This window comes from Roseovarius arcticus, assembly GCF_006125015.1.
In the GTDB taxonomy this organism is placed as follows: domain Bacteria; phylum Pseudomonadota; class Alphaproteobacteria; order Rhodobacterales; family Rhodobacteraceae; genus Roseovarius; species Roseovarius arcticus.
Genome location: NZ_SZZN01000001.1, coordinates 2,421,229 through 2,444,594 on the forward strand (window position 1 = coordinate 2,421,229; position 23,366 = coordinate 2,444,594).

Consider the following 23,366-nt stretch of genomic DNA (forward strand, 5'->3'; position numbering starts at 1 on the left):
CTCAGTTCAGCAGGCCAGCGTGGCGCATTCCGTCTTCAACCAGCTTTTTGGTGCCATCTGTCAGCGTCACAAGCGGTGAGCGGACCTCTTCACTGCATTGGCCGATCAACGACATGGCATATTTCACACCGACCAGTCCCGGCTCGGTGAATATAGCGTGGTGCAGCGGCATCAGGCGATCCTGAAGCTTTAGCGCCTCCGCATAATCGCCCGCCAGACAAGCGGCCTGTAGCTGCGCGCAGAGCTTGGGCGCGGCGTTGGCGGTGACGGAAATGCAGCCAATGCCGCCTTGGGCGTTAAAGCCGTGGGCAGTCGCGTCCTCGCCAGACACCTGAATAAAGTCCGGGCCGCAGGTAATTCGCTGCGCGCAGACGCGGGCCAGATCGCCGGTGGCGTCCTTGACGCCGATGATACGGGGCAGTTTTGCCAATTCGCCCATCGTGGCGGGCAACATATCGACGACCGACCGGCCGGGGATGTTGTAGATGATGATCGGCAGGTCGCAGCAATCATGGGCGGCGGTAAAATGCGCGATCAGGCCGCGCTGCGTAGGCTTGTTATAATAGGGCGTGACGACCAGTGCGGCATCGGCGCCAACCTTGTGCGCGTGCTGCATCAGCCGCATCGTCTCGGCGGTGTTGTTGCTGCCAGCGCCGGCGACGATAGGAATGCGGCGGGCAGCGACGCGCACGACTTCCTCAACAACGGCCATATGCTCGTCGTGGCTGAGGGTCGGGCTCTCGCCTGTCGTGCCGACGGGGACTAGTCCATTGCTACCCTCAGCAATATGCCACTCCACCAGTTTGCCCAGCGTATCGAAATCCACCGCGCCGTTTTTCAGGGGCGTGACCAGGGCTGGAAGCGATCCTTTGATCATGGCGGCGTCCTTTGCTAATGCCGGGCATATCGGCCCGAAACGTTGGGCGCGGCTGTGGCAGGCTGCCCACCGCATCCCTATATGGGATGGTGGACGGCGCCCCGGCGCACGCGTAGGCTGGGCTGTCTATCCTTCGCCAAGACGGGAAATGCAAGACATGACGCGCTCTCTTTTAGCTGCCCTGCTGATGATGTGCAGCGCATTGCCCTCCTTTGGCGAGCCATCCCGCATCACGCCGCCCCGCGCACTGTCCAGCGCGCTGGACGCAGGCGCAGCCGGGCGCTGGGACCGCGCCGCACAGTTGGCCGCGCGCGATGGGCCCGTCGCCAAGGAGCTCGTCGAGTGGGCGCGCCTGCGGTCGGGACGCGGCACCCTGCCCGAGGTGCTGGCATTTCTGAACGCACATCCCGGCTGGCCGGGGCTGGACAAAATCCGCGAGGAATCCAAGGAAGTGCTGAAGAATGCCAATGATGCGCAGATCATCGCGTTCTATGAGGGCGCGCCGCCCGAAACCGGCGAGGGTGTTTTGCGCCTTGCCGCAGCGCAGGCAGCAAAGGGACGCCAGCGCGATGCCGAAAAGGGCGTGATCGCCGCATGGCGCACCTTCGATCTAAGCTCCGAAGAGCATACCAACTTTTTGAACGCTTACGGCACCATTCTAGTGCCGCACCACGCCGCCCGGATGGACATGACCTTGTGGCGCGGCCTGCGCGATTCGGCGTTGATGCTGCCGCTGGTTGACGACGAGACCCGCGCGCGCGCCGATATCCGCCTGATGGCCCGCGACGGGAGACGCGGTATCGAGGCAAAAGTTGCCAGCCTGCCCCAAGAGATGCAGCGCGATCCCGGCATCGCCTACATGCTGTTCGAGCAATACATCAAGGCCGACAAGGCCGAGGCAGCTATGACCCTGATGCAAGGCCAGAGCCAGATTGAGAACGGTCTGGGCGAGGCATGGCGCTGGGCCGGGTGGCGCCGCAGCTTTGCCCGCCGAATGATGCGCAATGGCGAATATGCCCGCGCCTACGATCTGGCTGCCAACCACCAGTTGCAGGATGGTGGTGCCTATGCCGATCTGGAATGGCTGTCGGGCTATCTGGCGTTACGTTTCATGGACGATCCGGCCTTGGCGCTGGATCACTTCCAACGGCTGCGCGCCGCCGTGGAGACGCCTATATCACTGGGCCGCGCGCATTACTGGATCGGACGCGCGCAAGAGGCGCTGGGCGACCCCGAAGGCGCGCAATTGACCTATGCCCAAGGCGCGGGAGAGCAAACCAGCTTTTACGGACTGCTGGCCGCCGAAAAGGCCGGGTTGCCATTCGATCCAGCACTGATAGGCGGCGAGGTGTTTCCGCCGTGGCAGGAGGCTGCGTTCACGCATGGCGATCTCTTTCAGGCGATCACGCTATTGGCCGCGTCCGACCAGCTAACTCTGGCCGAATGGTTCATCAATGCGCTCGCAGGTACGCTCAATCGCGGCGAAATGGGCAGCCTCGGCGCGGCTCTGGGCGATATGGGCCAGCCCCACTTGCAGATCATGCTGGGCAAGGCAGCGGCAGGGCGCGGAATTGTACTACCCGCCGACTACTATGCGCTGCATCCAATGCAGGAGATGGATCTGCCCGTCCCGATGGAAATGGCCCTTGCCATTGCCCGCCGCGAAAGCGAGTTCGACCACCGCGTCGCCAGTGGCGCGGGCGCGCTGGGGCTGATGCAGGTGCTGCCCGGCACCGCCAGCGACGTGGCGCGCGATCTGGGCATTGAATATGACCGGGGCCGCGTCCTTAGCGATTGGCCTTATAACGCGCGGCTCGGCTCCACCTATCTGGCGCAGATGTCGCAGCGGTTTGGCGCGAATGTGGTGATGATGTCGGCAGGATACAACGCCGGGCCAGCCCGCCCGCCGCGCTGGATGTCCGAGCGCGGCGATCCAAGGGATGGCACCGGAATGGGCGATTTGGACGTGATCGACTGGATCGAGTTCATACCCTTCGACGAGACGCGCAATTACGTCCAGCGCGTCGCCGAAAGTCTGCCGATCTACCGTGCAAGACTGGGCAAGGCACCGCATCCGGTGCCATTCAGTCAGGAATTAGTTGGCGCGACGGTGCCGTCATCGCTGAAGTAGACATCGCAGCGCGCGCCCCTCTTGCATCGGCCGATTATCCGCATTATCTGGTTGGTCGAGAGGTTGGCGCGGGCAGGCACCTCGCCAACCCGGTCAGATCCGGAAGGAAGCAGCCGTAACGAGCCTCGCTTGGGTCGTTGTCCAGCCTCTCACCTTACTCCCCCCTATTCGGCGCCGCCCTGCAGTGCCCAGCGCATCTGGGCTTTGGTCTCGACCGCGCAGGGGCGGACTGCGCGCAGGCGGGCAAGCGCTGCATCAGGTGCCTCGCCTGCCGCGATCATCAGCCGCAGCGCGGCCATGCCAGCACGCCCGCATCCGCCCTTGCAATGAATCAAAACGCGCCCGCCCCCGCGCAGCGCAGGAAGCGCGTCGGCCACGGCCCGGCGCCATTTCGCGTTGTCAGCTGCATCAGGCACACCGTAGTCCGCCACTGGCAAATGAACCCACCGCGTGCCGATATGCATTATGTCGGGCCCCAAATCGCCGGCGTCTGCTGCCACCATTTCGGACATCGTCGTCAGTGTCAGAACCAGCGCCGGGCGCCAATCGTGTAGATGCGCCAGATCAGCGTCATAATCGCCCCCCGCCCCCGGCAGCGCCGAAATGGCGAGGATACCCCGCAGCACTGGCAGTGCATGGATGACGAGGGCTGTCATCCGACCGCCCTACAATCGCTCGGCGCCGAACGTGTCGCACGCGCCCATCTGACCAGACTCAAAGCCAGTCGCGAACCAGCGCGAGCGCTGTTCAGACGTGCCGTGCGTGAACGTATGCGGCTGCGGCACACGGCCTGCCTGACGTTGCAAATGGTCGTCACCGATCCGGCGCGCGGCATTCAACGCCTCCTCAATATCGCCCGGCTCTAGCAGGTTGCCCACCGCCTGCGCCCAGACGCCGCTAAGGCAATCGGCCTGCAATTCCAGCCGCACGGTCAGCGCGTTGGCCTGCCGCTCGCTGCTGGATTGGCGCGCATCATTCACCTGCCCCAAAATGCCCAGCTCGTTCTGGACGTGATGCGCAACCTCATGGGCGATGACGTAGGCCGCAGCAAAATCGCCCCGCGCGCCCAATTGCTGCGACAGTGTCGCAAAAAATTCGGTATCTAGGTACGCCTTGCGGTCCGCCGGGCAATAGAAAGGCCCGGTCGCGCCGGATGCACCACCGCACGGGCTGCGCGTGATGCCGGAATAGAGCACCATCACCGGCGGGCGGTAGTCCTGTCCAACTTGGCTGGGCATCAGGTCGGTCCACACCTCTTCTGTGCTCGCCAACACGCGCGAGCTGAAGTCTGCGGCGTGCTCTTCTTCAGCGCTTAGCTGGCGAGGAGCCGCATTCTGAACTGCCCCGCCGCCCTGCATTTCGTTCAGGATCGGCGTCACGTCAATCCCGGCAAAATACCCGATGGCGAGCACCACGATCAACCCGACACCGCCGATACCCGCGCCCCGCGCGCCACCGCCGCCGCCAGACCTGCGGCGGTCCTCGATATTGCGGCTGCGGCGCAATCCTTTCAGTCTCATGATGTCTGCTCCTGCCCGGTTACAGTCCCTACAGGTATAGCGTCCTGCGCCCGGCGCACCAGAAAAACCCATATCGCCAAACGCGCGTACATCGCTTAGCGTTCCCCCATGACGGACAAGACCGAAAAAGCAGAGCAGCGCACCGATTGGGCCGAGGATCGCACGATCATGGCCAATGAACGCACGTTTAATTCGTGGATGGGCCTCGGGCTGGGCGCTGTCGGCGTGGCCATCGCGCTAAAGGCGGTCTTCGGCGATTTTGAGCCAACATGGGCCGCCAAGGCTGTGGCAAGCCTCTTTCTGTTAACCGCAACGATCATTTATTGGATCGCTGCCAGGCAAGCCCACAAGACCCATCAGCACCTCACTGCCCGCGATGCCAACGTCACCGGGTCCAAGAACTTTCAAAGACTCGCGGCGCTGCTGACGCTCGCTACAATCGGTACGGGCGCGGTTTTGTGGATGCTGTAGGCGGCAGGCTGGGTGGACGCGGGCGCGCCCTGCGCATACGTTGCAGACCAGAGTTTCCCGATTCCAGCAGGCACGCCCCACATGACCGACACCGCCCCTTCCGGCTACCGCGTTCTGGCCCGCAAATACCGGCCCGAAACCTTTGCCGATCTGGTCGGACAGGACGCCATGGTGCGCACATTGAAAAATGCGTTCGAGGCCGACCGTATCGCCCAGGCGTTTATTATGACGGGCATCCGCGGCACTGGCAAAACGACGACCGCCCGCATCATCGCGAAGGGCATGAATTGCATCGGTCCCGATGGCGAGGGTCGCCCCACCACCGACCCGTGCGGCGTGTGCGAGCATTGCACATCCATCATGGAGGGCCGCCATGTCGATGTGCTGGAAATGGACGCTGCCAGCCGTACGGGTGTCGGTGACATCCGCGAGATTATCGACTCGGTTGCATATCGCGCCGCCAGTGCGCGCTACAAGATCTACATCATCGACGAGGTGCACATGCTTAGCACTTCGGCGTTCAACGCGCTGCTAAAAACGCTGGAGGAGCCGCCCGCCCACGTCAAATTCATCTTTGCCACAACGGAAATCCGCAAGGTGCCAGTGACGGTCCTGAGCCGCTGCCAGCGCTTTGATCTGCGGCGGATTGAGCCTGAGGTTATGCTGAAACTCATGCGCAAAATTGCGGATGCCGAGGGCGCAGGCATCACCGATGACGCGCTGGCGCTCATCACTCGCGCCGCCGAGGGATCGGCGCGCGACGCGACCTCGCTACTGGATCAGGCCATCAGCCACGGCGCGGGCGAGACGGGCGCAGATCAGGTTCGCGCCATGCTGGGGCTGGCCGACCGGGGCCGCGTGCTGGACCTGTTCGATCTAATCCTCAAGGGCGACGCGGCAGGCGCGCTGACCGAATTTGGCGCACAATATTCCGACGGCGCCGATCCACTGGCCGTCCTGCGCGATCTGGCCGAAATTACGCACTGGACCTCGGTCGTAAAAATCACCCCCGAGGCTGCGGACGATCCCACTATTGGCCCGGATGAGCGCGCGCGCGGGCTGCAAATGGCCGAGGCGCTGCCGATGCGCGTGCTGACGCGCATGTGGCAGATGCTGCTAAAGGCGCTGGAAGAGGTCGCAAGCGCACCGAACGCCATGATGGCCGCCGAAATGGCTGTAATCCGCCTGACGCATGTTGCCGATCTGCCCAGCCCCGAAGAACTGCTGCGCAAGCTGAAGGACACGCCCGTTCCTGCCAGCGCGCCCTCCGGCGCGGCGCCCTTGGGCGGTAGCGACGGGCAAACGCCGACATCGCAGACATCGCATGCATCGCAGGGCGCATATTCGGCGCCAGTGCCGCAGCCGCAACAGCCGCGCGCATCCTCTGGCAATGGTGCAGGCCAGACGCTGGCCATCGCAGCGGACGCGGCGCTGGCGCACTATCCGACATTCCACCACGTGGTCGAGTTGATCCGCAGCAATCGCGATGTCAAACTGTTGGTCGAGGTTGAAACCTGCGTGCAACTGGCGGCCTACCAGCCCGGCCGGATCGAGTTTGTTCCGACCGAAAATTCCCCCCGCGATCTGGCCCAGCGCCTCGGCGCTGCGCTTCAGCGCTGGACCGGCAATCGCTGGGCCGTCACGCTGGTCAATGAGGGCGGCGCCACGACCATCGCGGGCGAGCGTGACGCCGAGGAAATGTCGCTGCGCGCCGAGGCCGAGGGGCATCCACTGGTGCAGGCCGTCAAGGACGCCTTTCCGGGCGCTCAGATCATCGAAATTCGAACGGCGCGCCAGATGGCAGTCGAGGCGCAGGCCGAGGCGCTGCCAGAAGTCGAGGACGAATGGGACCCCTTTGAGGAGGACTAAAATACCCCTCCCCTTGTTCCAGATGCCGCGCGCGCGTATCTAGACGCAAAGCGTTTTGACCAAATTGGAGACGGATATGTTCAAGGGACTGGGCCAGATGGGCGACATGGCCAAGATGATGAAGGCCGCGCAGGAAATGCAAGGCAAGATGGCTGAGATGCAAGAAGAGATGCACACGCTTACCGTTACCGGCGAAAGCGGCGCTGGCCTGGTTAAGGCCGTCGCCACTTGCAAGGGCGAGCTAAAGAGCCTCGACATCGACCCCAGCATATTCTCGGGCGACGACAAGGAAGTTGTTGAGGACCTTATCCTCGCCGCGATCAAGGACGCCCAAGGCAAAGCCAGCGACCGCGCCCAAGAAGAGATGAGCAAGCTAACCGAAGCGATGGGCCTGCCCAAGGATATGAAACTGCCGTTCTAACTGCAGCCCGCCAGCAGTGCGCCTTGCGCCCCCCCTTTAACAAAGGCGTTTGCGCCGCCCGCCGTCAGGACACACCTTTTGAGTTCAACCCGCGATATCGACAGCCTGATCGAGATGATGGCGCGGCTGCCGGGCCTTGGCCCTCGCTCAGCGCGGCGTGCGGTCCTGCATCTGATCGCCAAGCGAGAGATCAAGCTGCTGCCGCTAGCCGGGATGATGCAGAAGGTTGCTGAGACCGCACGCGAATGTGCCGTCTGCGGCAATATCGGCACGGCTGAGGTTTGCGATATCTGCCTCGCGCCCAAACGCGCGAACGGCATCCTTTGCGTGGTCGAAAGCGTCTCCGACCTCTGGGCGATGGAGCGTGGCGGCGCCTTCGAGGGGCGCTATCACGTCCTCGGCGGTACCCTTAGCGCGCTGGATCAGGTTGGCCCTGAACAGTTGCGCATCCCCGCAATGATCGGCCGGATCGAGCAGGAGAAGATCACTGAAGTCATCCTCGCCCTCGCCGCTACGATCGACGGGCAGACCACCGCCCACTACATCGCTGACCAGATCGAGGGGCGCGTGCGCCTGACCTCACTGGCCCAAGGCGTGCCTATCGGCGGAGAGCTAGACTATCTGGACGACGGCACGATCAGCGCGGCCTTGAGCGCGCGCAAGGATATCCAGACCTGAAAATTGCTTGAGCAGGTGGCGTCAGCGTAGCACCTGATCCTCGGGCCATTGCATGTCGTACTCCAGCGTCAGGGTGCGCTCTTCGCCCGGGGCCATATCGAACTTCCACGCCAGAACGCCGGTCTGACCGTCCACGTCCACTTCGCTGGGGCGGGGGTCGGACTGCCAGTCGATTTGCAGATCCTCTTGCTCGGAATATGGCACGCGGTCCAGCACGCGCAGGGGCCACGCCTCGCCGGTCAGGTTCTCAATCTCGATGCGCGCTGTTTCGGTCAGGTCGCTGGACTTTCGAATCAGGCCGCTGCCGCCCTCTTCGCGGTCCAGCGTGGTGCGGGTCAGGCGCAGCCCATCGATGGGACCAAAGGACGCCTCGGCCTCCGCACCTGCCGCGATCAGCTGACCTTGGGTTTGTCCGACATAAGTGGCGCCCAAGTAGTAATGTGTCTCGCCGGGCAGGATCAGCTCGCCCATATCATTGGTGAACTCGGCCACCAGAAATGCGCTTTCGTCAAAGAGCGGCACGGCGCGGGCCTGCGTTTCTGCCTGCGTTGACAGAGTGCCCAGCGCGATACGCAGCGCATCAGCGCCCGAAGCAACCGAGACGGTCGGCTCGTAGTCGTAGGTGACAGCCAGACCGTCAAACGTGGCAGATGCCGCGATCACCGCGGGGGCCGGTGCAGACTCGGACATCGCCATATCATTCATCTCGGCGCCCAGCGCCTCTTTGCGCATCAGTTGAAGCGGCGGGCCGATGCGGCGCAAAAGGGGGCCGATTTCGCTGGGACGGGTCTGGCCGCTAGGCCGCACCGTGGACAAGGTCAGCGCCACGTCCTGCCAATTCTCGCCGGTATTTTGCTGCAGGTAAGCGCCGCGCGTGATATCCAGCGCGCCGGTCGCGCGCGTCAGCGTCATGTCATAGACTGGTGCCCATCCGGCGTTCCATGTCTGGTAGGTTACGTCCAGCGTTCCTGAAGTCTGGTCCTCTGCCGTGACAGATACGGCCAACATCGCGCGGTCCTCGTCCTCGGGTACCAGTGCGGCCAACGCTTGGCGGGCCTCTTCCAATGCCTTGATCTGGTCCTTCAGGCCCTTCTCGGCCTCCTCCGCCTTGCGAGCGGCGTCATGGGCGGCCTCGCGCGCGGCCAGCGTCTGCGCGCCGATCATCTGCGCCAGATCGCGTAAGGTGCTGACGTCCTGCGCGGCGATCCCATCGCCCTGCCCCAACTGCGACAGGAACTGCACCTGCGCGTCTGCTGCATCAACAACAAGGCGCAGCCGCGCGATATCTGAACGGGCCATCGCAAGAGCCTCTTCGCGCCGCTCCACCTCGGCCTCGGCGGCCTTGATCGCGGCGCTTTGTCGTTCGCCGCGCGGTGGCTGGGCATTGCGGCGGGTCGTCACGCTACCCATCTGGGCGCCTGTGACAGTCACGCGCACCGTTTGCAGGTCCGTATCCTGAGGCAAATCCAGCAGGATCAATTCATGCTGTCCGGCGGGCGCAGTGAACGGCACCTCGCGGTGGATCGTCGCGCCCTGCGGATAGAGGGTAACGTCGCTGACGCGGCTGGTCAGCGCGATATCCTCGGCCATCAGGGCCGTCGGCCCGGCAAGGGTGAGCGTCAGGATGAATGTGGTGGTACGCATGATCAGCTTCTCCGGCAGGGTCGGCGAGATTGGACGATGCGGCGTGCCGGATTGCAAGCATTCCCGCGAGGTTATGCGCGGAAAAATGCTATCTCGGACTGCGCCGGATCAGGTGTTGTTTCGTGCAATTTTGGATTTGAATTCGCCGCGATCTGCGGGGATCGGTCGGCGCAATATGATGCGCCAACCGCCAAGATGTAGCCCACAGGCGGGATCAGCCCTTTTTCAGCACGCGCTGGCCCAGCGTCTCGGCAATCTGGACCGCGTTGAGGGCGGCGCCCTTGCGTAGGTTATCGGACACGCACCACAGGTTCAGACCATTGTCGATGGTGCTGTCCTGCCGGATACGGCTGACAAAGGTGGCGAAATCACCAACGCATTCGATGGGCGTGACGTAGCCGCCGTCTTGGCGTTTGTCGATGACCATGATGCCGGGCGCCTCACGCAGGATATCGCGCGCCTCATCCTCGTCGAGGAATTCCTCGAACTCGATGTTGATCGCCTCGGAATGCCCGACAAAGACCGGAACGCGAACGCAAGTGGCTGTGACCTTGATCTTGGTGTCCAAGATTTTCTTGGTCTCGGCGACCATCTTCCACTCTTCTTTGGTGTCGCCGCTATCCATAAAGACGTCGATATGCGGGATCACGTTAAAGGCGATCTGCTTGGTAAACTTGCGCGCAGGCTTGTCGTCTGTGGGGTTGTAGATGCTCTTGGTCTGGTCCCACAGCTCGTCGATGCCTTCCTTACCGGCGCCGCTGACGGACTGGTAAGTGCTGACGACGACGCGCTTGATACGGGCGCGGTCGTGCAGCGGCTTGAGCGCGACGACCATCTGCGCGGTCGAGCAGTTGGGGTTTGCGATGATGTTTTTCTTGTGCACCAACTCGACGGCCTCGGGATTAACCTCGGGCACGACCAGCGGCACGTCCGGATCATAGCGATAGAGCGAGCTGTTATCGATCACGATGCAGCCCGCCTTGGCGGCCTTGGGCGCATAGATTTTGGTCGCGTCGGACCCGATGGCAAACAGAGCGATATCCCAGCCAGTGAAATCGAACGCATCCAGATCCTTGGTTTTCAGCGTCTTGTCACCATAGCTGACCTCGCTGCCTATCGATTTCCGGCTGGCCAGTGCGACCACCTCATCGGCGGGGAACTGGCGCTCGGCCAGAATGTTCAGCATTTCGCGGCCCACGTTGCCCGTGGCACCAACAACGGCGACCCTATAGCCCATCTGTAATAACTCCTGATGTAAATCCGGTTCGGCTTGCTGCGCGTCTTAAACCGCATGGCCGCTGTAGGAAAGGGGTGGCGTCATGCAGGCGCGTCTCGGCTGAACAGATAGATCAGCGATCCGGTCAGCGCGGCCAGACCGAAAAACGCAAAGAGCGTCCCGTAAGCGGCAAGATCTCCAGAGCTGGCCGCCACGCGCCCATGCAGCACACCCGAGCCGAGCTGCAATAAACCCACGCCGCTCATCCCGAAAAGGTTCATCAACGTAACGCCGCGGCCCGCCAGATGCGCCGGGAAAAATCCGCGCGCATGCGCAATCATAATTGGAAACGTCGACCCGAACATCCCGATCACCGCACAGAGCGCTATGCCAAGTCCGACGCTCTGCCCGACCAGAACTGCCAGCAAAAGGCAGGTGACCGCGCAGCCCATGTTGCCGATAAAGATCACCCACTTATGTGTTCCAAAAACCCTGTCGAGCGGCCCGTAGATCAGCGTGCCACCGATCATCGCGATCCCCATCACCAGCGACGCTTGCCCCAGTTGCGCTGTGGCGAGGCCAAAAATATCGCTGAGATATGGACCGATCCAAAGGCCCCGGATCGCGGCGACAGGTACATAACAAACGAACATCAGCGGCATTATCGGCCAAAGTGCACGCATTTTCAGAAGGTCCAGCAATGATCCGCGCCGCCCGCCCGGCGCTGTCTCCGGGTCGCGCAATAGCACGAAAAGAACCAGTGACGCTGCGGCCGTAATCGCCGCAAGGAACATCATCGCCGCGCGCCAGCCAAACGCATCGACGGCCCAAGCCATCGGCCAGGACGCGCCCAGATTACCGAGCGAGCCGATAGCCATCAGAAGCGACGCAATGGTGGCAAACTGCGCCGGGCTGCCCTGCCGGGCGAGGATATAATAGGCCGATACCAGAACCGGCGCGCAGCCTGCGCCGATTAGCATCATCGCGATGTTGATATGAGCCGGACTGGTGGCCGCAGCAAACATCAGCGCCCCCCCGGCGCCGCCAATCAACAGGACGGCTGACACGGTACGACGCGGCCCAATCCGGTCCAGCGCCCATCCAATCGGCAGCTGCAAGCCCGCAAAGGCGAGGAACCAAAGGCCCGAAGCCGTCGCCAGATCCTCGGGGCCCGCGCCGATATCACTTTCCAGCACGCTGCCCAGAACGGCAAGGAATGCGCGATAGAACTGGCTGAGAACGTAGGTGAGGCACAGCAATGACAAACCGGCGCGCATAAATCCCTCCGCGGCGTGTGGTCGCTTGATTTGGCACGATGGCGCAGTACTGGCAAGGGACCGAACCCGTATCGCGCAGTGGCAGAATTCGAGTATTTTCAGCAAGGTGGCAGCCCGGCGCCTCGCGCAGGCTCAGCCGCCGCGCGCGATCAGCACGTCCACATGCGCCGCCGCGCTGGCGGCCAACGCGGCGAGGTCGTATCCACCTTCCAGACACGACACCAGCCTGCCACCGCAATGTGTATCCGCCAGATCGCAAAGCGCATCTGTGATCCATTCGAAATCCGCCTCGGTTAGCATGAGGCCAGCCAGCGGATCATCGCAGTGCGCGTCAAAACCGGCCGACACCAGCACCAATTCAGGCGCGAAGGCGTGCGCGGCAGGCAGCAGATGATCCGTCATGGCGGCCCTGAACTCTGCGCTGCCCGCGCCGCTGCGCAGGGGTACGTTATGCACATTTCCCGCGATGCCCGCCTCGGACGGATCGCCAGTGCCGGGGAATAGCGGCATCTGGTGCGACGACAGATACGCAATGCGCGCATCATCCTGCACCAGATCCTGCGTGCCGTTCCCATGATGCACGTCGAAGTCAAAAATCAGGACGCGCGTTAGCCCGTGATGATCCACCGCATGTTTGGCCGCAGCCGCAATGCTGCCCAGCAGGCAAAACCCCATGGCCTGCGCCCGCTCGGCATGGTGGCCCGGCGGGCGCGTTGCGACAAAAGCGTTCTGCGCGGCGCCGCCCATCACCATGTCCACGCCATGTATCGCACCGCCCGCGGAGCGCCGGGCGGCAACCATCGAGCCGGGCGAGACCCATGTGTCACCATCGACAGGTAAACAGCCAGCCGTTGGCATCATCGCGTCCAGCGCATCAATATGAGATTGTGGATGCACGCGCCGCAACTGCGCGTTTGTGGCCAGCGGCGCGTCCTCGTGCAGCAGGGCCTTGCCCTCCAGTGCGCGCAGCACGGCCTCTAGCCGGGCGGACCGTTCGGGGTAGCCGTCCGGCACGATATGCGCAAGGCAGTCAGGATGGCTGATCAAGGCTGTGGTCATGGCAACGTCTTTCGCGAATGGGAGCGGCAATCCAAGCGTGAAAAGGGCGCGGCTGTCCAGTCCTGCCTTGCCGGAAGGCACGCCGCATGCAAATCTGTACGCCATGGCAACAGATCCCCCCCTTCCCCCAGTCGAACAGGCACAGGAAATCGCGTTAAGCCTCTGGTCGCAGGGGCACGCATTTTCAGTCGCGCTGCTGCGCCCTTGGAACGCTTATCAGATCGGCATCATTCTGGCGCTAATGCTGGCTGCGCACATCTTGCGCATGATCTTTGGGCCGCGCCTTCACGCCTGGATGCGCACGCGCGAGGGCTGGCCAAAGTGGCGGATGCGCCTTTTGGTGATGGTGCACCGGCGCATTCGGTTGATTTTCTTTGTCGTGCTGGCATGGATCACCGTTGGGATCATGCAGCAGCTGACATGGCCTAGCCGATCCTATCTAGTTGGCAGCGCCGCAAGTCTGGCGGTGGCGTGGCTGGTTATCGCCTTTGTCACGAGGTTGATCGTCAACGGGTTCGTGCGCGGCGTCGTGCGTTATGCCGGCTGGACTTGGGCAACGCTTATTATACTAGGTCTAACCGACGAAACGCAGCGTCTGCTTGACAGTATCGCCGTGCATCTGGGCGAGACGCGGATATCTCTGTGGCTGGTTGTGCAGGCGATCGCGATCCTAGGCGCGCTTTTCTTTGCCGCGCGGCTTCTGTCCACCAGCACCTCTAGCAGGATCAAACGTAACGAGGAAATCTCGCCCTCCATGCAGGTGCTGGCGGTCAAGTTCCTGCAGGTTGCACTCTATGGCGCGGCGTTCTTTATCGGGTTGCGCACGGTTGGCGTCGACTTGACGGGCCTTGCATTTCTATCAGGCGCTATCGGCCTCGGCATCGGCTTTGGCCTGCAAAAAGTGGTGTCAAACCTGGTCTCTGGCGTCATCATTCTATTGGATAAATCGATCAAGCCCGGCGACGTCATTAGCCTGGGCGAAACGTTTGGATGGATAAACGCGCTGGGTGCACGTTATGTCAGCGTTGTCACGCGCGACGGCAAGGAATACCTGATACCGAACGAGGATCTGATCACCAGCCAAGTGGTCAACTGGTCCCATTCGAACGAGTTTGTCCGCCTGGATATCTATTTTGGCACCGCCTACGGCGACGATCCGCACAAGGTACGGGAAATCGCAATCGAGGCAGCGGCAAGCGTGGCGCGCGTCCTTAGCATGAAGGCGCCAGTGTGCCATATCGTCGGTTTTGGCGACAGCAGCGTGGATTATATCCTGCGCTTTTGGATTCGTGACCCCACCCAAGGGCTGACCAATATTCGCGGCAACGTCTATCTGGCGCTATGGGATGCGTTCCGCGAAAACGGTATCTCTATCCCATTCCCACAGCGCGAAGTGAGGATGCTGCCAGACAGCGAACATGCCGCTGGAGAAAAATTCTGACCCTTGTGGCGGAATTCGCCTGCCGCTGCGGCGCCCAAATCATTATGCCACATTGAAACTTGCCCGCAGGATCGCTATTTCCAACGCAGACCCGGCACCGGGACAGGATCAGGTGCGCAGCCAGGAGGACGAAGTTCTGTCCATTTCCACTGACGCGGCAAACACCGCCGATACCGCCGTATCCCCGAAAGGGGCGCGTGCGGCGACCACCGATACAGCAAGCAGCGAGCAACAGTTGGACCATATCCTGACGTCTCTGGACGCCGACAAGGCCGAGGATATCGTTCAGATTGATCTGCGCGGCAAATCTGCAATTGGGGATTACATGGTCATATGCTCGGGCCGATCGTCCCGGCAAGTCGCCTCCATCGCCGAAAAGCTGGTCGATAAGCTAAAGCACGACCTTGGCCGCGCCAGCCGCGTCGAAGGCAAAGAGACAGGCGATTGGGTGCTGATCGACACCGGCGACGTGATCGTCCACGTGTTCCGCCCCGAAGTGCGCGATTTCTACCAGCTTGAAAAAATGTGGGTGCCCGCAGGCGGCCCCGGCGCTGAGGCGCCGCACACACCGCCCACCAGCCCCGGCTGATGCGCCTGCACATTTGCGCCGTGGGCCGGATGCGCGCCGGCCCCGAGCGTGCGCTTTATGACGACTATATCCTGCGTGCCGATCGCACAGGCCGCGCACTCGGCCTCGGCCCAACCACCCTGCACGAGGTTGAGGACAAGAAAGGCGGCGGCCCTGCCGCAGAGGCGATGCTGCTGGAGCGCGCTCTGCCAGACGGCGCCGTCCGCGTGGCACTGGACGAGCGGGGCCGCACACTGACCTCGCCGAAATTTGCAAGTCGCATCGCCGAATGGCGCGACGCCGGACGCGGCGATCTGGCCTTTGTTATCGGCGGCGCTGACGGGATCGACGCTACGCTACGGGGTACGGTGGACTTCAGCGTGTCCTTCGGCACGATGGTCTGGCCTCACATGCTGGCCCGGGTCATGCTTGCCGAGCAGATATACCGCGCGGCGACTATCCTCGCTGGCGGGCCGTATCACCGCTCATAGGCGGTACGGTCATCCACCAACCCGGGCCTTTCACTCGGCAAAAGGCGCAGAATTCGCCCTCCGCCGCGCACGCGTCGGCATAAATCGCTGTACCGTTACCGTTAACGTAGTTTTACCCCGGCGCCATCTTGGCTAAAAGCCGGATGAAACGGCCCTTTTCGAGGCCGGGAGCGAGACATGAGCACCCCCAAACCTGTTGTCCTGTGCATTCTAGACGGCTGGGGCCTGTCCGAGAGCGAGATAGGCAATGCGCCGCTTCTGGCGCGCACGCCTAATTTCGACCGGGCCATGGCCACCTGCCCCAACACCACCCTGATCACTCACGGGCTAGACGTGGGCCTGCCGCAGGGCCAGATGGGCAACTCCGAGGTGGGTCACCTCAACATCGGTGCCGGCCGCATCGTCGAGATGGACCTGCGCCGCATCGACCGCGCGGTAGAAACCGGCACGTTTGACACTCTGCCCGGCGTGCGCCGCTTTGTGGATGCAATGCAGACGTCGGGCGGCACGGCGCATCTGCTGGGTGTGCTATCGGACGGGGGCGTCCATTCGCATATCGGCCACATGATTGCGGCCGCGCGCGCACTGACGGATGCCGGGATCTCAGTGGCTATCCACGCGTTTACCGATGGTCGCGACGTCGCTCAAATCTCGGCAAAGTCCTATTTGGAAGACCTAGAGGACGCGTTGCCAGAGGGCGCCTACATCGCCACCGTGTCAGGGCGCTACTACGCTATGGACCGCGATAATCGGTGGGAGCGGGTCGCACTTGCCTATCGCGCCATCGCGCAAGGCGAGGGCTACGTCGCACAGACCGCAGCCGAGGCTATCGACAATGCCTATGGCAAGGGCCGCACAGACGAGTTTATCAAACCGCGCGTTCTAGGCGATTACGCAGGGATGCAGGACGGCGACGGCCTGTTGTGCCTCAATTTTCGCGCCGACCGCGCGCGCGAAATCCTTGCGTCGTTTGCCGACCCCGCGTTTGACGATTTCGAAACAGGGCCGCGGCCCAGCTTTGCCATCGTTTCAGGCTTTACCGAATATTCGGCGGCACACAGAAGGTACATGGACTGCATTTTCCCCGATGAGGTGCCGGAAAACACGCTCAGCATTTGGGTCGCGCAGCAGGGCCGCACGCAGTTCCACATCGCCGAGACTGAGAAATATCCGCATGTAACATTCTTTCTCAATGGTGGCCGAGAGGCGCCCGAGGTAGGCGAGGATCGCTATATGGCCCAGTCGCCTCGCGTCGCTACGTATGATCTTCAGCCTGAAATGTCAGCGCCCGAGGTCACTGATCATCTGATCGGCGCGATCGAGGCGCGCTATGACCTGATCATCGTCAACTACGCCAACCCCGACATGGTCGGCCACAGCGGCGATCTGGACGCGGCGATAGCGGCCTGCGAGGCGGTGGATACCGCGCTGGGCCGAGTGATAGCTGCGCTCGAAAAGGTGGGCGGCGCGATGATTGTTACGGCCGATCACGGCAATTGCGAGGTGATGATAGACCCGGTCACAGGCGCGCCGCATACCGCGCACACGACCAATCCCGTGCCAGCCATTCTAATCGGCGGGCCGGACGGCGCTGCATTGGCGCCCGGACGGCTTAGTGATCTGGCGCCTACGCTGCTGTCGCTTATGGATTTAGAGCCGCCCGTCCAAATGACAGGCCGCTCTCTGATTCGCCTTGCAGCGATAGAGCGCACCGCGTGAGACGTGCTGCCGCGATCTGCGCCGCTGCGCTGATTGCAGCATTCTGCACGCCAGCGCTTGCCGAGGGTGATCCCGCCGCCGAAGCGCGCGCCGCATCCGAAATGCTGGCGAAAGCGACCCGCGCGCTGGACGAGGCGGATGGCGCGTCCAGCCGTGTCAAAGCGCTAAGCCAAACCGTCCGCGCGTTCGAGGCCGGCCTGCGCGCGATGCGCGCCGGGCTGCGGCAGGCGGCAATCCGCTCGCAAACGCTGGAGCGTGATCTGGCATCGCGTGACGCCGAAATTGCGCAACTTTTGGGCGTTCTCAGCGCCATCGACGCGACGCCCGCCCCGGTGACGCTGCTGCATCCGGCGGGGCCGGTCGGCACTGCGCGCTCTGGCATGCTGCTGGCCGATGTGACGCCAGCGCTGAATGCACGCGCCGCCGCCCTGCGCTCCGACCTAGAGGATCTGACCGCCCTGCGCACCTTGCAGCAAAGTGCTGCGCAAAAGCTGACCGATGGCCTCGCAACGGCGCAGGAGGCCCGGACGCGGCTGAGCCAAGCCATTGCGGATCGCACCGACCTGCCCCGCCGCTTTACCGAAGATCCGGTTAAAACGGCGCTGCTGATCGCGTCCACCGAATCGCTGTCGGGCTTTGCCAGCGGCCTAAGCCAGATCGCGCTGGATGAGGCGCCCGGCAGCCTGCCCGGCATCGAGGATCGCAAGGGACAGTTGCCCCTTCCGGTCGAGGGCCGCATCCTGCGCCGCGCAGGCGAGGCTGACGCGGCAGGCATCACCCGCCCCGGCATCGTGATGGCCGCGCCGCCCCGCGCGCTGGTCACCACACCTGCGGCGGCGACACTGCGCTATCATGGCCCATTGCTGGACTACGGAAATGTTGCCATTCTGGAGCCGCAGTCAGGAATTCTGCTAGTATTTGCCGGGATGGACGTGGTCTATGGTGAAATAGGACAGGTCCTGCCAGGTGGCAGCCCGGTTGGCCTGATGGGCGGCCTTGGCGCTGCCGGCGGGCAGACAGATGACGAAATTGTGCCCGCCGAACTGCTTGAAGCGGCTACCGAGTGGACGCAAACTCTTTATATCGAGGTAAGACAAGGTGACACCGCCGTGGATCCCGCGCTGTGGTTCAAGACAGACAAGGATGACTGAGCAATGAAGAAATTTCTGATGGCGGCCGGTGCTGGCACCCTTGCCGGCGTGATCGTGACCACACAGATCGCCGCGCCCCTCATGGCGCAAGAGACCAAGCGCAATACTAATGTCTATGAGCAGTTGGACCTTTTCGGCGACATATTCGAGCGGATTCGCGCCCAGTATGTCGAAGAAGTCGATGAGGGCGATCTGATTGAGGCCGCGATCAACGGGATGCTGACCTCGCTGGATCCGCACTCCAGCTATCTGCCGCCGGAGGACGCCGAGGACATGCAGGTGCAGACGCGCGGCGAATTTGGCGGCCTTGGCATTGAGGTCACCCAAGAGGAGGGCTTCGTCAAGGTTGTATCGCCGATCGACGGTACGCCGGCCTTTAACGCAGGCGTCGAATCTGGCGACTATATCACCCATGTCGATGGCGAAAGCGTGCTGGGCCTGAACCTGGACGAAGCGGTTGATATGATGCGCGGCCCGGTTGGCAGCGAGATCGTCATCACTCTGGTGCGCGAAGGCGAGGCCGAGCCGTTCGATTTGTCGATCATTCGCGACACGATCAAGGTAACCGCCGTGCGCGCCCGGACCGAACAGAAATCTGTGGTCTTGCGCGTCTCCAGCTTTAGCGATCAGACCTACGCCAACCTTGAGGAAGGGTTGGCGGAGGAAATCGAAAAAGCCGGTGGCATCGACAAGGTCAACGGCATTGTCATAGACCTGCGCAACAATCCCGGCGGTCTGCTTAATCAGGCGATCAAGGTATCCGATGCGTTCCTGGAAAAGGGCGAGATTGTCAGCACCCGTGGCCGCGATCCACAAGACGGCGAGCGTTTTAACGCGACCCCCGGCGATCTGGCGCAGGGCAAGCCCATCGTGGTCCTGATCAACGGCGGCTCTGCCTCTGCCTCGGAGATCGTCGCAGGCGCGCTGCAGGATCATCACCGCGCGGTCGTCGTGGGCACCAGAAGTTTTGGCAAAGGGTCCGTTCAGACGGTCATGCCCCTGCGCGGCGACGGCGCGATGCGCCTGACCACATCGCGCTACTACACGCCGTCTGGTCGATCCATTCAGGCGCTTGGCGTGTCGCCCGACATCCTGGTCGCCCAGCCCCGGCGCCAGCCCGAGACCGAAGAAGAAGAGAAGAGCACGCCGCCCCTGCTGCGCTCAGAGGCCGATCTGCGTGGCAGTCTGGACAATGACAGCCTGACCGAGGACGAGATCCAGCACATCAAGGACACCCGCGAGCGCGCCGAAGAAAGCGCAAAACTGCGCGAGGAGGATTACCAGTTGGCCTACGCCATCGACATCCTCAAGGGGCTCACCACGCTGAACGGCACCGAGTGAGCGCATCCGCCGGGCGGCCCATTACAACGGGCCCGCCCGGCGCTGACATTGCTCAACGCGGCCAGCAGCCCGCCATCACCGCCGGAGACACGAACTTATGACCCCGGACCAGATCGCCTCACTTCCCTACCGCCCCTGCGTTGGCGTCATGCTGGTAAACCGCACCGGGCACGTATTCACCGGCCAACGCATCGAAACGTCTCAGCCTGCTTGGCAAATGCCCCAAGGCGGGATTGATGCGGGCGAGGACGCGCGCACTGCCGCCCTGCGAGAGCTGCTGGAAGAGACGGGCGTGACGGCAGATCTGGTGCGCATTGAGGCCGAAACCACCGACTGGGTGCGCTACGATCTGCCCCATGATCTGGCGGCGCGCATTTGGAAGGGCCGCTATCGCGGGCAGGAGCAGAAATGGTTTCTGGCCCGCTTTCAGGGCGAGGATGCACAAATCGACATCGCAACTGCCCATCCTGAATTCTCTGACTGGCGCTGGTTGCCGCCCTCGGATTTGGTGGAAAACATCGTCCCGTTCAAACGCGAGGTCTATGCCGCCGTGCTGGCCGAATTTGAGGGTTTTTTATGATACCGCGCACAGTCTACGCCGCCATCGCCAGCGTTGCACTTGCTGGTCCCGCTGCCGCGCTGTCGTGCTTGCCACATGATCTGGCCACGACGTTTAAGCGGATCGATGCCGCCCCCGAGACATATGTCGCGATACATGGCACGCTCGATTTCGACGAGGCTAAATTGCCCAAGGTCGATATCGACAATCAGCAGGCCACCCCGCCCGAGACGAAGATCCCGGCGCGGTTGCGCGGCGAGGCGCTGGGGCGGATCGGCTTTAACAGGCCGTTCGATGGACCTGTGATGCTCAATGTCCAGTGTGTTGGCCCATGGTGCGCGAACCCGGCCGCCGGGGGCACCGTATTGGCCTTTGTTCAGCAGGACGCAGAAGGGTTTTCCCTGACGCTGAACCCTTGCGGAGGCGACGCCTTTTTCGCGCCTGCGCCGGAATTGCTGGACACCGCGCATCGCTGCTTTACCGGTAGCGCCTGCGCAGCGGAGCAGCCCCAGACCGAGTAGCAATATGTGTGAAAGCGTCAGCATCGGGGACGGCATAGGGGCAAAAGATAAATTTTTGATGATGCGCTACAATCGACCGTTGCAAATTTAGGCTAACGTCCAAGAAACACTGCCCCGCTGGCCTTGGCGTGATAGGGACGATTTCATGATACTCAGGTTTCCCGAATTTAGCCGCGATATGCACCGCGGCGAAGAAGACGCGGTGGACGCATTGCTCGCGCGCGCCTTTGGCAGCCCCGACAAGGCCAAGATGGTCGCATCCCTGCGCCAGAGCGGTGACATCGCAGGCGAGGTGGTGTTGCCGTTTCAAGGCGGCATTGTCGGTTATTATGCATTGGCACGGATGAAAGCTCCCGCCGACTGGCTATGCCTCGCCGCAGTGGCGATTGACCCAGACTGGCAAGGCGCAGGCCATGGACGCCGTCTGATTGGCATGCTGTCCGAATGGGCGCGCCTCAGCCAGCAATCTGTGATCGCGTCTGGGCCAGCGGCCTTTTTTACGCGCGCAGGGTTCGCCCCATCACCCATCAAAGGCGCGCTGCTGGCAGGACCAAGCGCCGATCTGCCCCCGACCACCCCGCTATACCCCCCGGCGTTTAAGGCGCATTTGTGCGGCTGATCCTGCTAACGGCACTGGCGATGGCGGCGTTCGCGGCCAATTCGGTGCTGAACCGCGCGGCGCTGACTGGTGGCGGCATCGATCCGGTCAGCTTTGGCACTGTGCGCCTGATATCCGGCGCGGCGATGCTGGTGATCCTATCAACGGCGCGACGGCGCAACGTTACCCTGCGCGGCATGACCCGCTGGATTGGTGTCGCTGCGCTGCTGATCTATGTCTTTGCCTTCTCGTTGGCCTACCAACGCCTTGATGCAGGCCTCGGCGCGCTAATTTTGTTCGGCTGCGTGCAGATTACTATGTTCGCCGGGGCGCTGGTCGCCCGCGAGAGCGTGCCCCCGCTACGCTGGCTAGGTGCGGGCATTGCATTTTCGGGACTTATTTGGCTGCTATGGCCGGACGGAGGCGCAGAGGTGCCGCCCCTTTATGGCATGGCAATGGCCGCAGCGGGCGCTGCCTGGGGCGTCTATTCGCTGGCCGGGCGCGGGGGCGGTGATCCGCTGGCCGGAACGGCGGCAAATTTCGTGCTGGCCGCGATTATTGCGGTCCCACTGACCGTCGCTATTGCCGTCTGGCCGGGCGCCGCAGCGCTGCATATTCACTGGGGCGGCGCAGCGATGGCCAGCCTTTCGGGCGCAGTCACGTCGGGGCTGGGCTATGCGCTGTGGTATGCCGTGCTGCCCCGGTTAGCTGCGACAACAGCGGCGACAGCGCAGTTGAGTGTGCCCATTATCGCCATGGCAGGCGGAGTGGTAATGCTCAGCGAGCCGCTAACCGGCACATTCGCGCTTGCCGCAGCTTTGGTGTTGGGCGGTGTCGCGCTGTCGATACTGCGCCGCTAGGGCGCCTTGGTGATGGAGACTACCTCTAGCTCGACCATGCCGCTGGGGCGCTGCCATTCGACGACGTCGCCCACCTGCGCCTCTAACAGCGCGCGCGCCAGCGGGGATGGTGCGCCGATCAGGCCGGCGTCTGGGTCGGCCTCATCCTCACCCACGATGGTATAGCTCGCGGCATGGCCGTCCTCATCCAGCACGCCGACAACTGCGCCAAACTGGACGCGCGGATAATCGCCCTCGGGCGGGGTCACTAGCATCGCGGACGCAATCCGCGCCTCGGCATAGCGCAAATCCCGCTCGGCCACGGCAAGGGGATAGAGCGCGCTCGCATCGTCCTTGGCCGCGCGCAGCCGCACGATGTCAGCCTCCAGCGCCTCGGCACGCGCATGAAGCTGCGCCAGCCCGGCGGGCGTGACATGGTTTGGATGCTGCGAGATTGGCAGATCGTCCAGCCGCTGTGGTGCGGTGCTGCCGTCGTCTTCCTTGGTGAATGCCTTGTTCATGGCGCTACCTCGTGATGGTTTCCAGCGGATCATAAGCGATGCCGTTGCCGAATGCGATATCTGGCAGGCTGTCCGGCTTTAGCCGGATGCCCAGCAGGTCGTCCGGTGAAAACCAGCGGCGCTGCGACACCACGCCGTCTGGATCATGCCAATCATCGCGGAGCGATCCGCCAACCAAAGTGCAGCGAAAGAACACTTCGACCTGGTGAAAGCCGCGCTCCGCGCTATGAAACTCGTTAACGAGACAGGGCGCGCCCACGGCGATCCGCAGGCCGGTTTCCTCATGCACCTCGCGCGCCAGATTTTCGGGCAGGCCAAAATGCATGTCGGCGCCGCCGCCGGGTGCGCACCACAGATCGCTTATCCCGGCTGGATATGCATTGACCAGCAGCAGACGGGCATCATGGATCAGGACCGCGCGGGCGGCTACACGGATGGGCATGGGCGGACTTCC

At 62.9% G+C, this 23,366-nt stretch carries 24 protein-coding genes and 1 other RNA gene; 16 read left to right on the forward strand and 9 right to left on the reverse strand.

What is annotated here, in order from left to right; all coding sequences use genetic code 11:
• Position 1: 1 nt before the first annotated feature.
• A complete protein-coding gene (dapA, locus tag MK6180000_RS11530) occupies positions 2-877 on the reverse strand; it encodes a 4-hydroxy-tetrahydrodipicolinate synthase (RefSeq protein WP_138934869.1) in 876 nt (291 codons plus the stop codon).
• A 157-nt stretch (positions 878-1,034) separates the two neighbouring features.
• Here dapA and MK6180000_RS11535 point away from each other — a divergent pair, with 157 nt between their 5' ends.
• Entirely contained in the window at positions 1,035-3,008 is a 1,974-nt protein-coding gene (locus tag MK6180000_RS11535; protein ID WP_138934870.1) for a lytic transglycosylase domain-containing protein, read from the forward strand.
• A gap of 57 nt (positions 3,009-3,065) precedes the next feature.
• Positions 3,066-3,162, forward strand: an RNA gene (gene ffs / locus MK6180000_RS11540) — signal recognition particle sRNA small type.
• A gap of 10 nt (positions 3,163-3,172) precedes the next feature.
• Here ffs and MK6180000_RS11545 read toward each other — a convergent pair.
• Positions 3,173-3,664 carry a phosphatase domain-containing protein gene (locus tag MK6180000_RS11545; RefSeq protein ID WP_138934871.1) on the reverse strand — a complete coding sequence of 164 codons (492 nt, stop codon included), beginning with the start codon at positions 3,662-3,664 and terminating at the stop codon, positions 3,173-3,175.
• A gap of 9 nt (positions 3,665-3,673) precedes the next feature.
• A complete protein-coding gene (gene ypfJ / locus MK6180000_RS11550; RefSeq protein WP_138934872.1) occupies positions 3,674-4,528 on the reverse strand; it encodes a KPN_02809 family neutral zinc metallopeptidase in 855 nt (284 codons plus the stop codon).
• Positions 4,529-4,636: 108 nt separating this feature from the next.
• On the opposite strand from ypfJ, the gene MK6180000_RS11555 reads away from it, so the two are divergent.
• The 4 genes from MK6180000_RS11555 to recR all read left to right on the forward strand — a co-directional run bounded on the left by MK6180000_RS11555 (position 4,637) and on the right by recR (position 7,967).
• Complete coding sequence (locus tag MK6180000_RS11555) at positions 4,637-4,999, forward strand: DUF202 domain-containing protein (RefSeq protein ID WP_138934873.1); 363 nt, start codon at positions 4,637-4,639, stop codon at positions 4,997-4,999.
• Positions 5,000-5,080: 81 nt separating this feature from the next.
• The gene (locus MK6180000_RS11560; RefSeq protein WP_138934874.1) at positions 5,081-6,868 is read left to right on the forward strand and encodes a DNA polymerase III subunit gamma/tau; all 1,788 of its coding nucleotides are present in this window, start codon (positions 5,081-5,083) and stop codon (positions 6,866-6,868) included.
• 76 nt (positions 6,869-6,944) lie between these two features.
• Positions 6,945-7,289 (forward strand): YbaB/EbfC family nucleoid-associated protein, encoded by a 345-nt coding sequence (locus tag MK6180000_RS11565; RefSeq protein WP_138934875.1) that lies wholly within the window; start codon positions 6,945-6,947, stop codon positions 7,287-7,289.
• A gap of 78 nt (positions 7,290-7,367) precedes the next feature.
• On the forward strand, positions 7,368-7,967 hold the full coding sequence (recR, locus tag MK6180000_RS11570; protein WP_138934876.1) for a recombination mediator RecR: 600 nt from the start codon (positions 7,368-7,370) through the stop codon (positions 7,965-7,967).
• A gap of 21 nt (positions 7,968-7,988) precedes the next feature.
• Here the strand turns inward: recR and MK6180000_RS11575 are convergent, their stop codons facing one another.
• From MK6180000_RS11575 to MK6180000_RS11590, 4 genes are all read right to left on the reverse strand, one after another.
• Positions 7,989-9,611, reverse strand: a complete 1,623-nt coding sequence (locus tag MK6180000_RS11575) for a DUF4139 domain-containing protein (RefSeq protein ID WP_138934877.1) — start codon at positions 9,609-9,611, stop codon at positions 7,989-7,991.
• A gap of 214 nt (positions 9,612-9,825) precedes the next feature.
• Positions 9,826-10,848, reverse strand: coding sequence for an aspartate-semialdehyde dehydrogenase (locus MK6180000_RS11580; RefSeq protein ID WP_138934878.1), 1,023 nt, complete (start codon positions 10,846-10,848; stop codon positions 9,826-9,828).
• 80 nt (positions 10,849-10,928) lie between these two features.
• Positions 10,929-12,104, reverse strand: a complete 1,176-nt coding sequence (locus tag MK6180000_RS11585; RefSeq protein ID WP_138934879.1) for an MFS transporter — start codon at positions 12,102-12,104, stop codon at positions 10,929-10,931.
• Between the two features lie 132 nt (positions 12,105-12,236).
• Positions 12,237-13,163, reverse strand: a complete 927-nt coding sequence (locus MK6180000_RS11590) for a histone deacetylase family protein (protein WP_138934880.1) — start codon at positions 13,161-13,163, stop codon at positions 12,237-12,239.
• Positions 13,164-13,266: 103 nt separating this feature from the next.
• Between MK6180000_RS11590 and MK6180000_RS11595 the strand changes: the two genes are divergently transcribed.
• The 10 genes from MK6180000_RS11595 to MK6180000_RS11640 all read left to right on the forward strand — a co-directional run bounded on the left by MK6180000_RS11595 (position 13,267) and on the right by MK6180000_RS11640 (position 22,412).
• On the forward strand, positions 13,267-14,604 hold the full coding sequence (locus tag MK6180000_RS11595; protein ID WP_138934881.1) for a mechanosensitive ion channel family protein: 1,338 nt from the start codon (positions 13,267-13,269) through the stop codon (positions 14,602-14,604).
• A 235-nt stretch (positions 14,605-14,839) separates the two neighbouring features.
• Positions 14,840-15,193 (forward strand): ribosome silencing factor, encoded by a 354-nt coding sequence (rsfS, locus tag MK6180000_RS11600; RefSeq protein WP_342777737.1) that lies wholly within the window; start codon positions 14,840-14,842, stop codon positions 15,191-15,193.
• Positions 15,193-15,663: a 23S rRNA (pseudouridine(1915)-N(3))-methyltransferase RlmH gene (rlmH, locus tag MK6180000_RS11605; protein WP_138934882.1), complete on the forward strand. Its 471-nt coding sequence runs from the start codon at positions 15,193-15,195 to the stop codon at positions 15,661-15,663. Before rsfS ends, rlmH begins: the two co-directional genes overlap by 1 nt.
• Before the next feature lie 177 nt (positions 15,664-15,840).
• The gene (gene gpmI, locus MK6180000_RS11610) at positions 15,841-17,382 is read left to right on the forward strand and encodes a 2,3-bisphosphoglycerate-independent phosphoglycerate mutase (RefSeq protein ID WP_138934883.1); all 1,542 of its coding nucleotides are present in this window, start codon (positions 15,841-15,843) and stop codon (positions 17,380-17,382) included.
• The gene (locus MK6180000_RS11615) at positions 17,379-18,533 is read left to right on the forward strand and encodes a murein hydrolase activator EnvC family protein (RefSeq protein WP_246040498.1); all 1,155 of its coding nucleotides are present in this window, start codon (positions 17,379-17,381) and stop codon (positions 18,531-18,533) included. The genes gpmI and MK6180000_RS11615 overlap by 4 nt, the downstream gene beginning before the upstream one ends.
• Positions 18,534-18,536: 3 nt before the next feature.
• Entirely contained in the window at positions 18,537-19,874 is a 1,338-nt protein-coding gene (locus MK6180000_RS11620) for a S41 family peptidase (protein WP_138934884.1), read from the forward strand.
• A gap of 97 nt (positions 19,875-19,971) precedes the next feature.
• Entirely contained in the window at positions 19,972-20,454 is a 483-nt protein-coding gene (locus tag MK6180000_RS11625; protein ID WP_138934885.1) for an RNA pyrophosphohydrolase, read from the forward strand.
• A complete protein-coding gene (locus MK6180000_RS11630) occupies positions 20,451-20,954 on the forward strand; it encodes a hypothetical protein (protein ID WP_138934886.1) in 504 nt (167 codons plus the stop codon). The genes MK6180000_RS11625 and MK6180000_RS11630 overlap by 4 nt, the downstream gene beginning before the upstream one ends.
• Positions 20,955-21,099: 145 nt before the next feature.
• Complete coding sequence (locus tag MK6180000_RS11635; protein ID WP_138934887.1) at positions 21,100-21,573, forward strand: GNAT family N-acetyltransferase; 474 nt, start codon at positions 21,100-21,102, stop codon at positions 21,571-21,573.
• The gene (locus MK6180000_RS11640; RefSeq protein WP_138934888.1) at positions 21,564-22,412 is read left to right on the forward strand and encodes a DMT family transporter; all 849 of its coding nucleotides are present in this window, start codon (positions 21,564-21,566) and stop codon (positions 22,410-22,412) included. The genes MK6180000_RS11635 and MK6180000_RS11640 overlap by 10 nt, the downstream gene beginning before the upstream one ends.
• Here the strand turns inward: MK6180000_RS11640 and MK6180000_RS11645 are convergent.
• Both MK6180000_RS11645 and MK6180000_RS11650 read right to left on the reverse strand, forming a co-directional pair.
• Entirely contained in the window at positions 22,409-22,912 is a 504-nt protein-coding gene (locus MK6180000_RS11645; protein WP_138934889.1) for a GreA/GreB family elongation factor, read from the reverse strand. The genes MK6180000_RS11640 and MK6180000_RS11645 overlap by 4 nt on opposite strands.
• 4 nt (positions 22,913-22,916) lie before the next feature.
• Positions 22,917-23,354, reverse strand: coding sequence for an NUDIX domain-containing protein (locus MK6180000_RS11650; protein WP_138934890.1), 438 nt, complete (start codon positions 23,352-23,354; stop codon positions 22,917-22,919).
• Positions 23,355-23,366: the final 12 nt, after the last annotated feature.

Excerpts from the sequence above, each read along its gene's own strand:
- dapA (WP_138934869.1), bottom strand. The coding sequence starts at position 877 with ATGATCAAAGGATCGCTTCCAGCCCTGGTCACGCCCCTGAAAAACGGC.
- MK6180000_RS11535 (WP_138934870.1), top strand. The coding sequence starts at position 1,035 with ATGACGCGCTCTCTTTTAGCTGCCCTGCTGATGATGTGCAGCGCATTG.
- MK6180000_RS11545 (WP_138934871.1), bottom strand. The coding sequence starts at position 3,664 with ATGACAGCCCTCGTCATCCATGCACTGCCAGTGCTGCGGGGTATCCTC.
- ypfJ (WP_138934872.1), bottom strand. The coding sequence starts at position 4,528 with ATGAGACTGAAAGGATTGCGCCGCAGCCGCAATATCGAGGACCGCCGC.
- MK6180000_RS11555 (WP_138934873.1), top strand. The coding sequence starts at position 4,637 with ATGACGGACAAGACCGAAAAAGCAGAGCAGCGCACCGATTGGGCCGAG.
- MK6180000_RS11560 (WP_138934874.1), top strand. The coding sequence starts at position 5,081 with ATGACCGACACCGCCCCTTCCGGCTACCGCGTTCTGGCCCGCAAATAC.
- MK6180000_RS11565 (WP_138934875.1), top strand. The coding sequence starts at position 6,945 with ATGTTCAAGGGACTGGGCCAGATGGGCGACATGGCCAAGATGATGAAG.
- MK6180000_RS11575 (WP_138934877.1), bottom strand. The coding sequence starts at position 9,611 with ATGCGTACCACCACATTCATCCTGACGCTCACCCTTGCCGGGCCGACG.
- MK6180000_RS11580 (WP_138934878.1), bottom strand. The coding sequence starts at position 10,848 with ATGGGCTATAGGGTCGCCGTTGTTGGTGCCACGGGCAACGTGGGCCGC.
- MK6180000_RS11585 (WP_138934879.1), bottom strand. The coding sequence starts at position 12,104 with ATGCGCGCCGGTTTGTCATTGCTGTGCCTCACCTACGTTCTCAGCCAG.
- MK6180000_RS11590 (WP_138934880.1), bottom strand. The coding sequence starts at position 13,163 with ATGACCACAGCCTTGATCAGCCATCCTGACTGCCTTGCGCATATCGTG.
- MK6180000_RS11595 (WP_138934881.1), top strand. The coding sequence starts at position 13,267 with ATGGCAACAGATCCCCCCCTTCCCCCAGTCGAACAGGCACAGGAAATC.
- rlmH (WP_138934882.1), top strand. The coding sequence starts at position 15,193 with ATGCGCCTGCACATTTGCGCCGTGGGCCGGATGCGCGCCGGCCCCGAG.
- gpmI (WP_138934883.1), top strand. The coding sequence starts at position 15,841 with ATGAGCACCCCCAAACCTGTTGTCCTGTGCATTCTAGACGGCTGGGGC.
- MK6180000_RS11620 (WP_138934884.1), top strand. The coding sequence starts at position 18,537 with ATGAAGAAATTTCTGATGGCGGCCGGTGCTGGCACCCTTGCCGGCGTG.
- MK6180000_RS11625 (WP_138934885.1), top strand. The coding sequence starts at position 19,972 with ATGACCCCGGACCAGATCGCCTCACTTCCCTACCGCCCCTGCGTTGGC.
- MK6180000_RS11630 (WP_138934886.1), top strand. The coding sequence starts at position 20,451 with ATGATACCGCGCACAGTCTACGCCGCCATCGCCAGCGTTGCACTTGCT.
- MK6180000_RS11635 (WP_138934887.1), top strand. The coding sequence starts at position 21,100 with ATGATACTCAGGTTTCCCGAATTTAGCCGCGATATGCACCGCGGCGAA.
- MK6180000_RS11645 (WP_138934889.1), bottom strand. The coding sequence starts at position 22,912 with ATGAACAAGGCATTCACCAAGGAAGACGACGGCAGCACCGCACCACAG.
- MK6180000_RS11650 (WP_138934890.1), bottom strand. The coding sequence starts at position 23,354 with ATGCCCATCCGTGTAGCCGCCCGCGCGGTCCTGATCCATGATGCCCGT.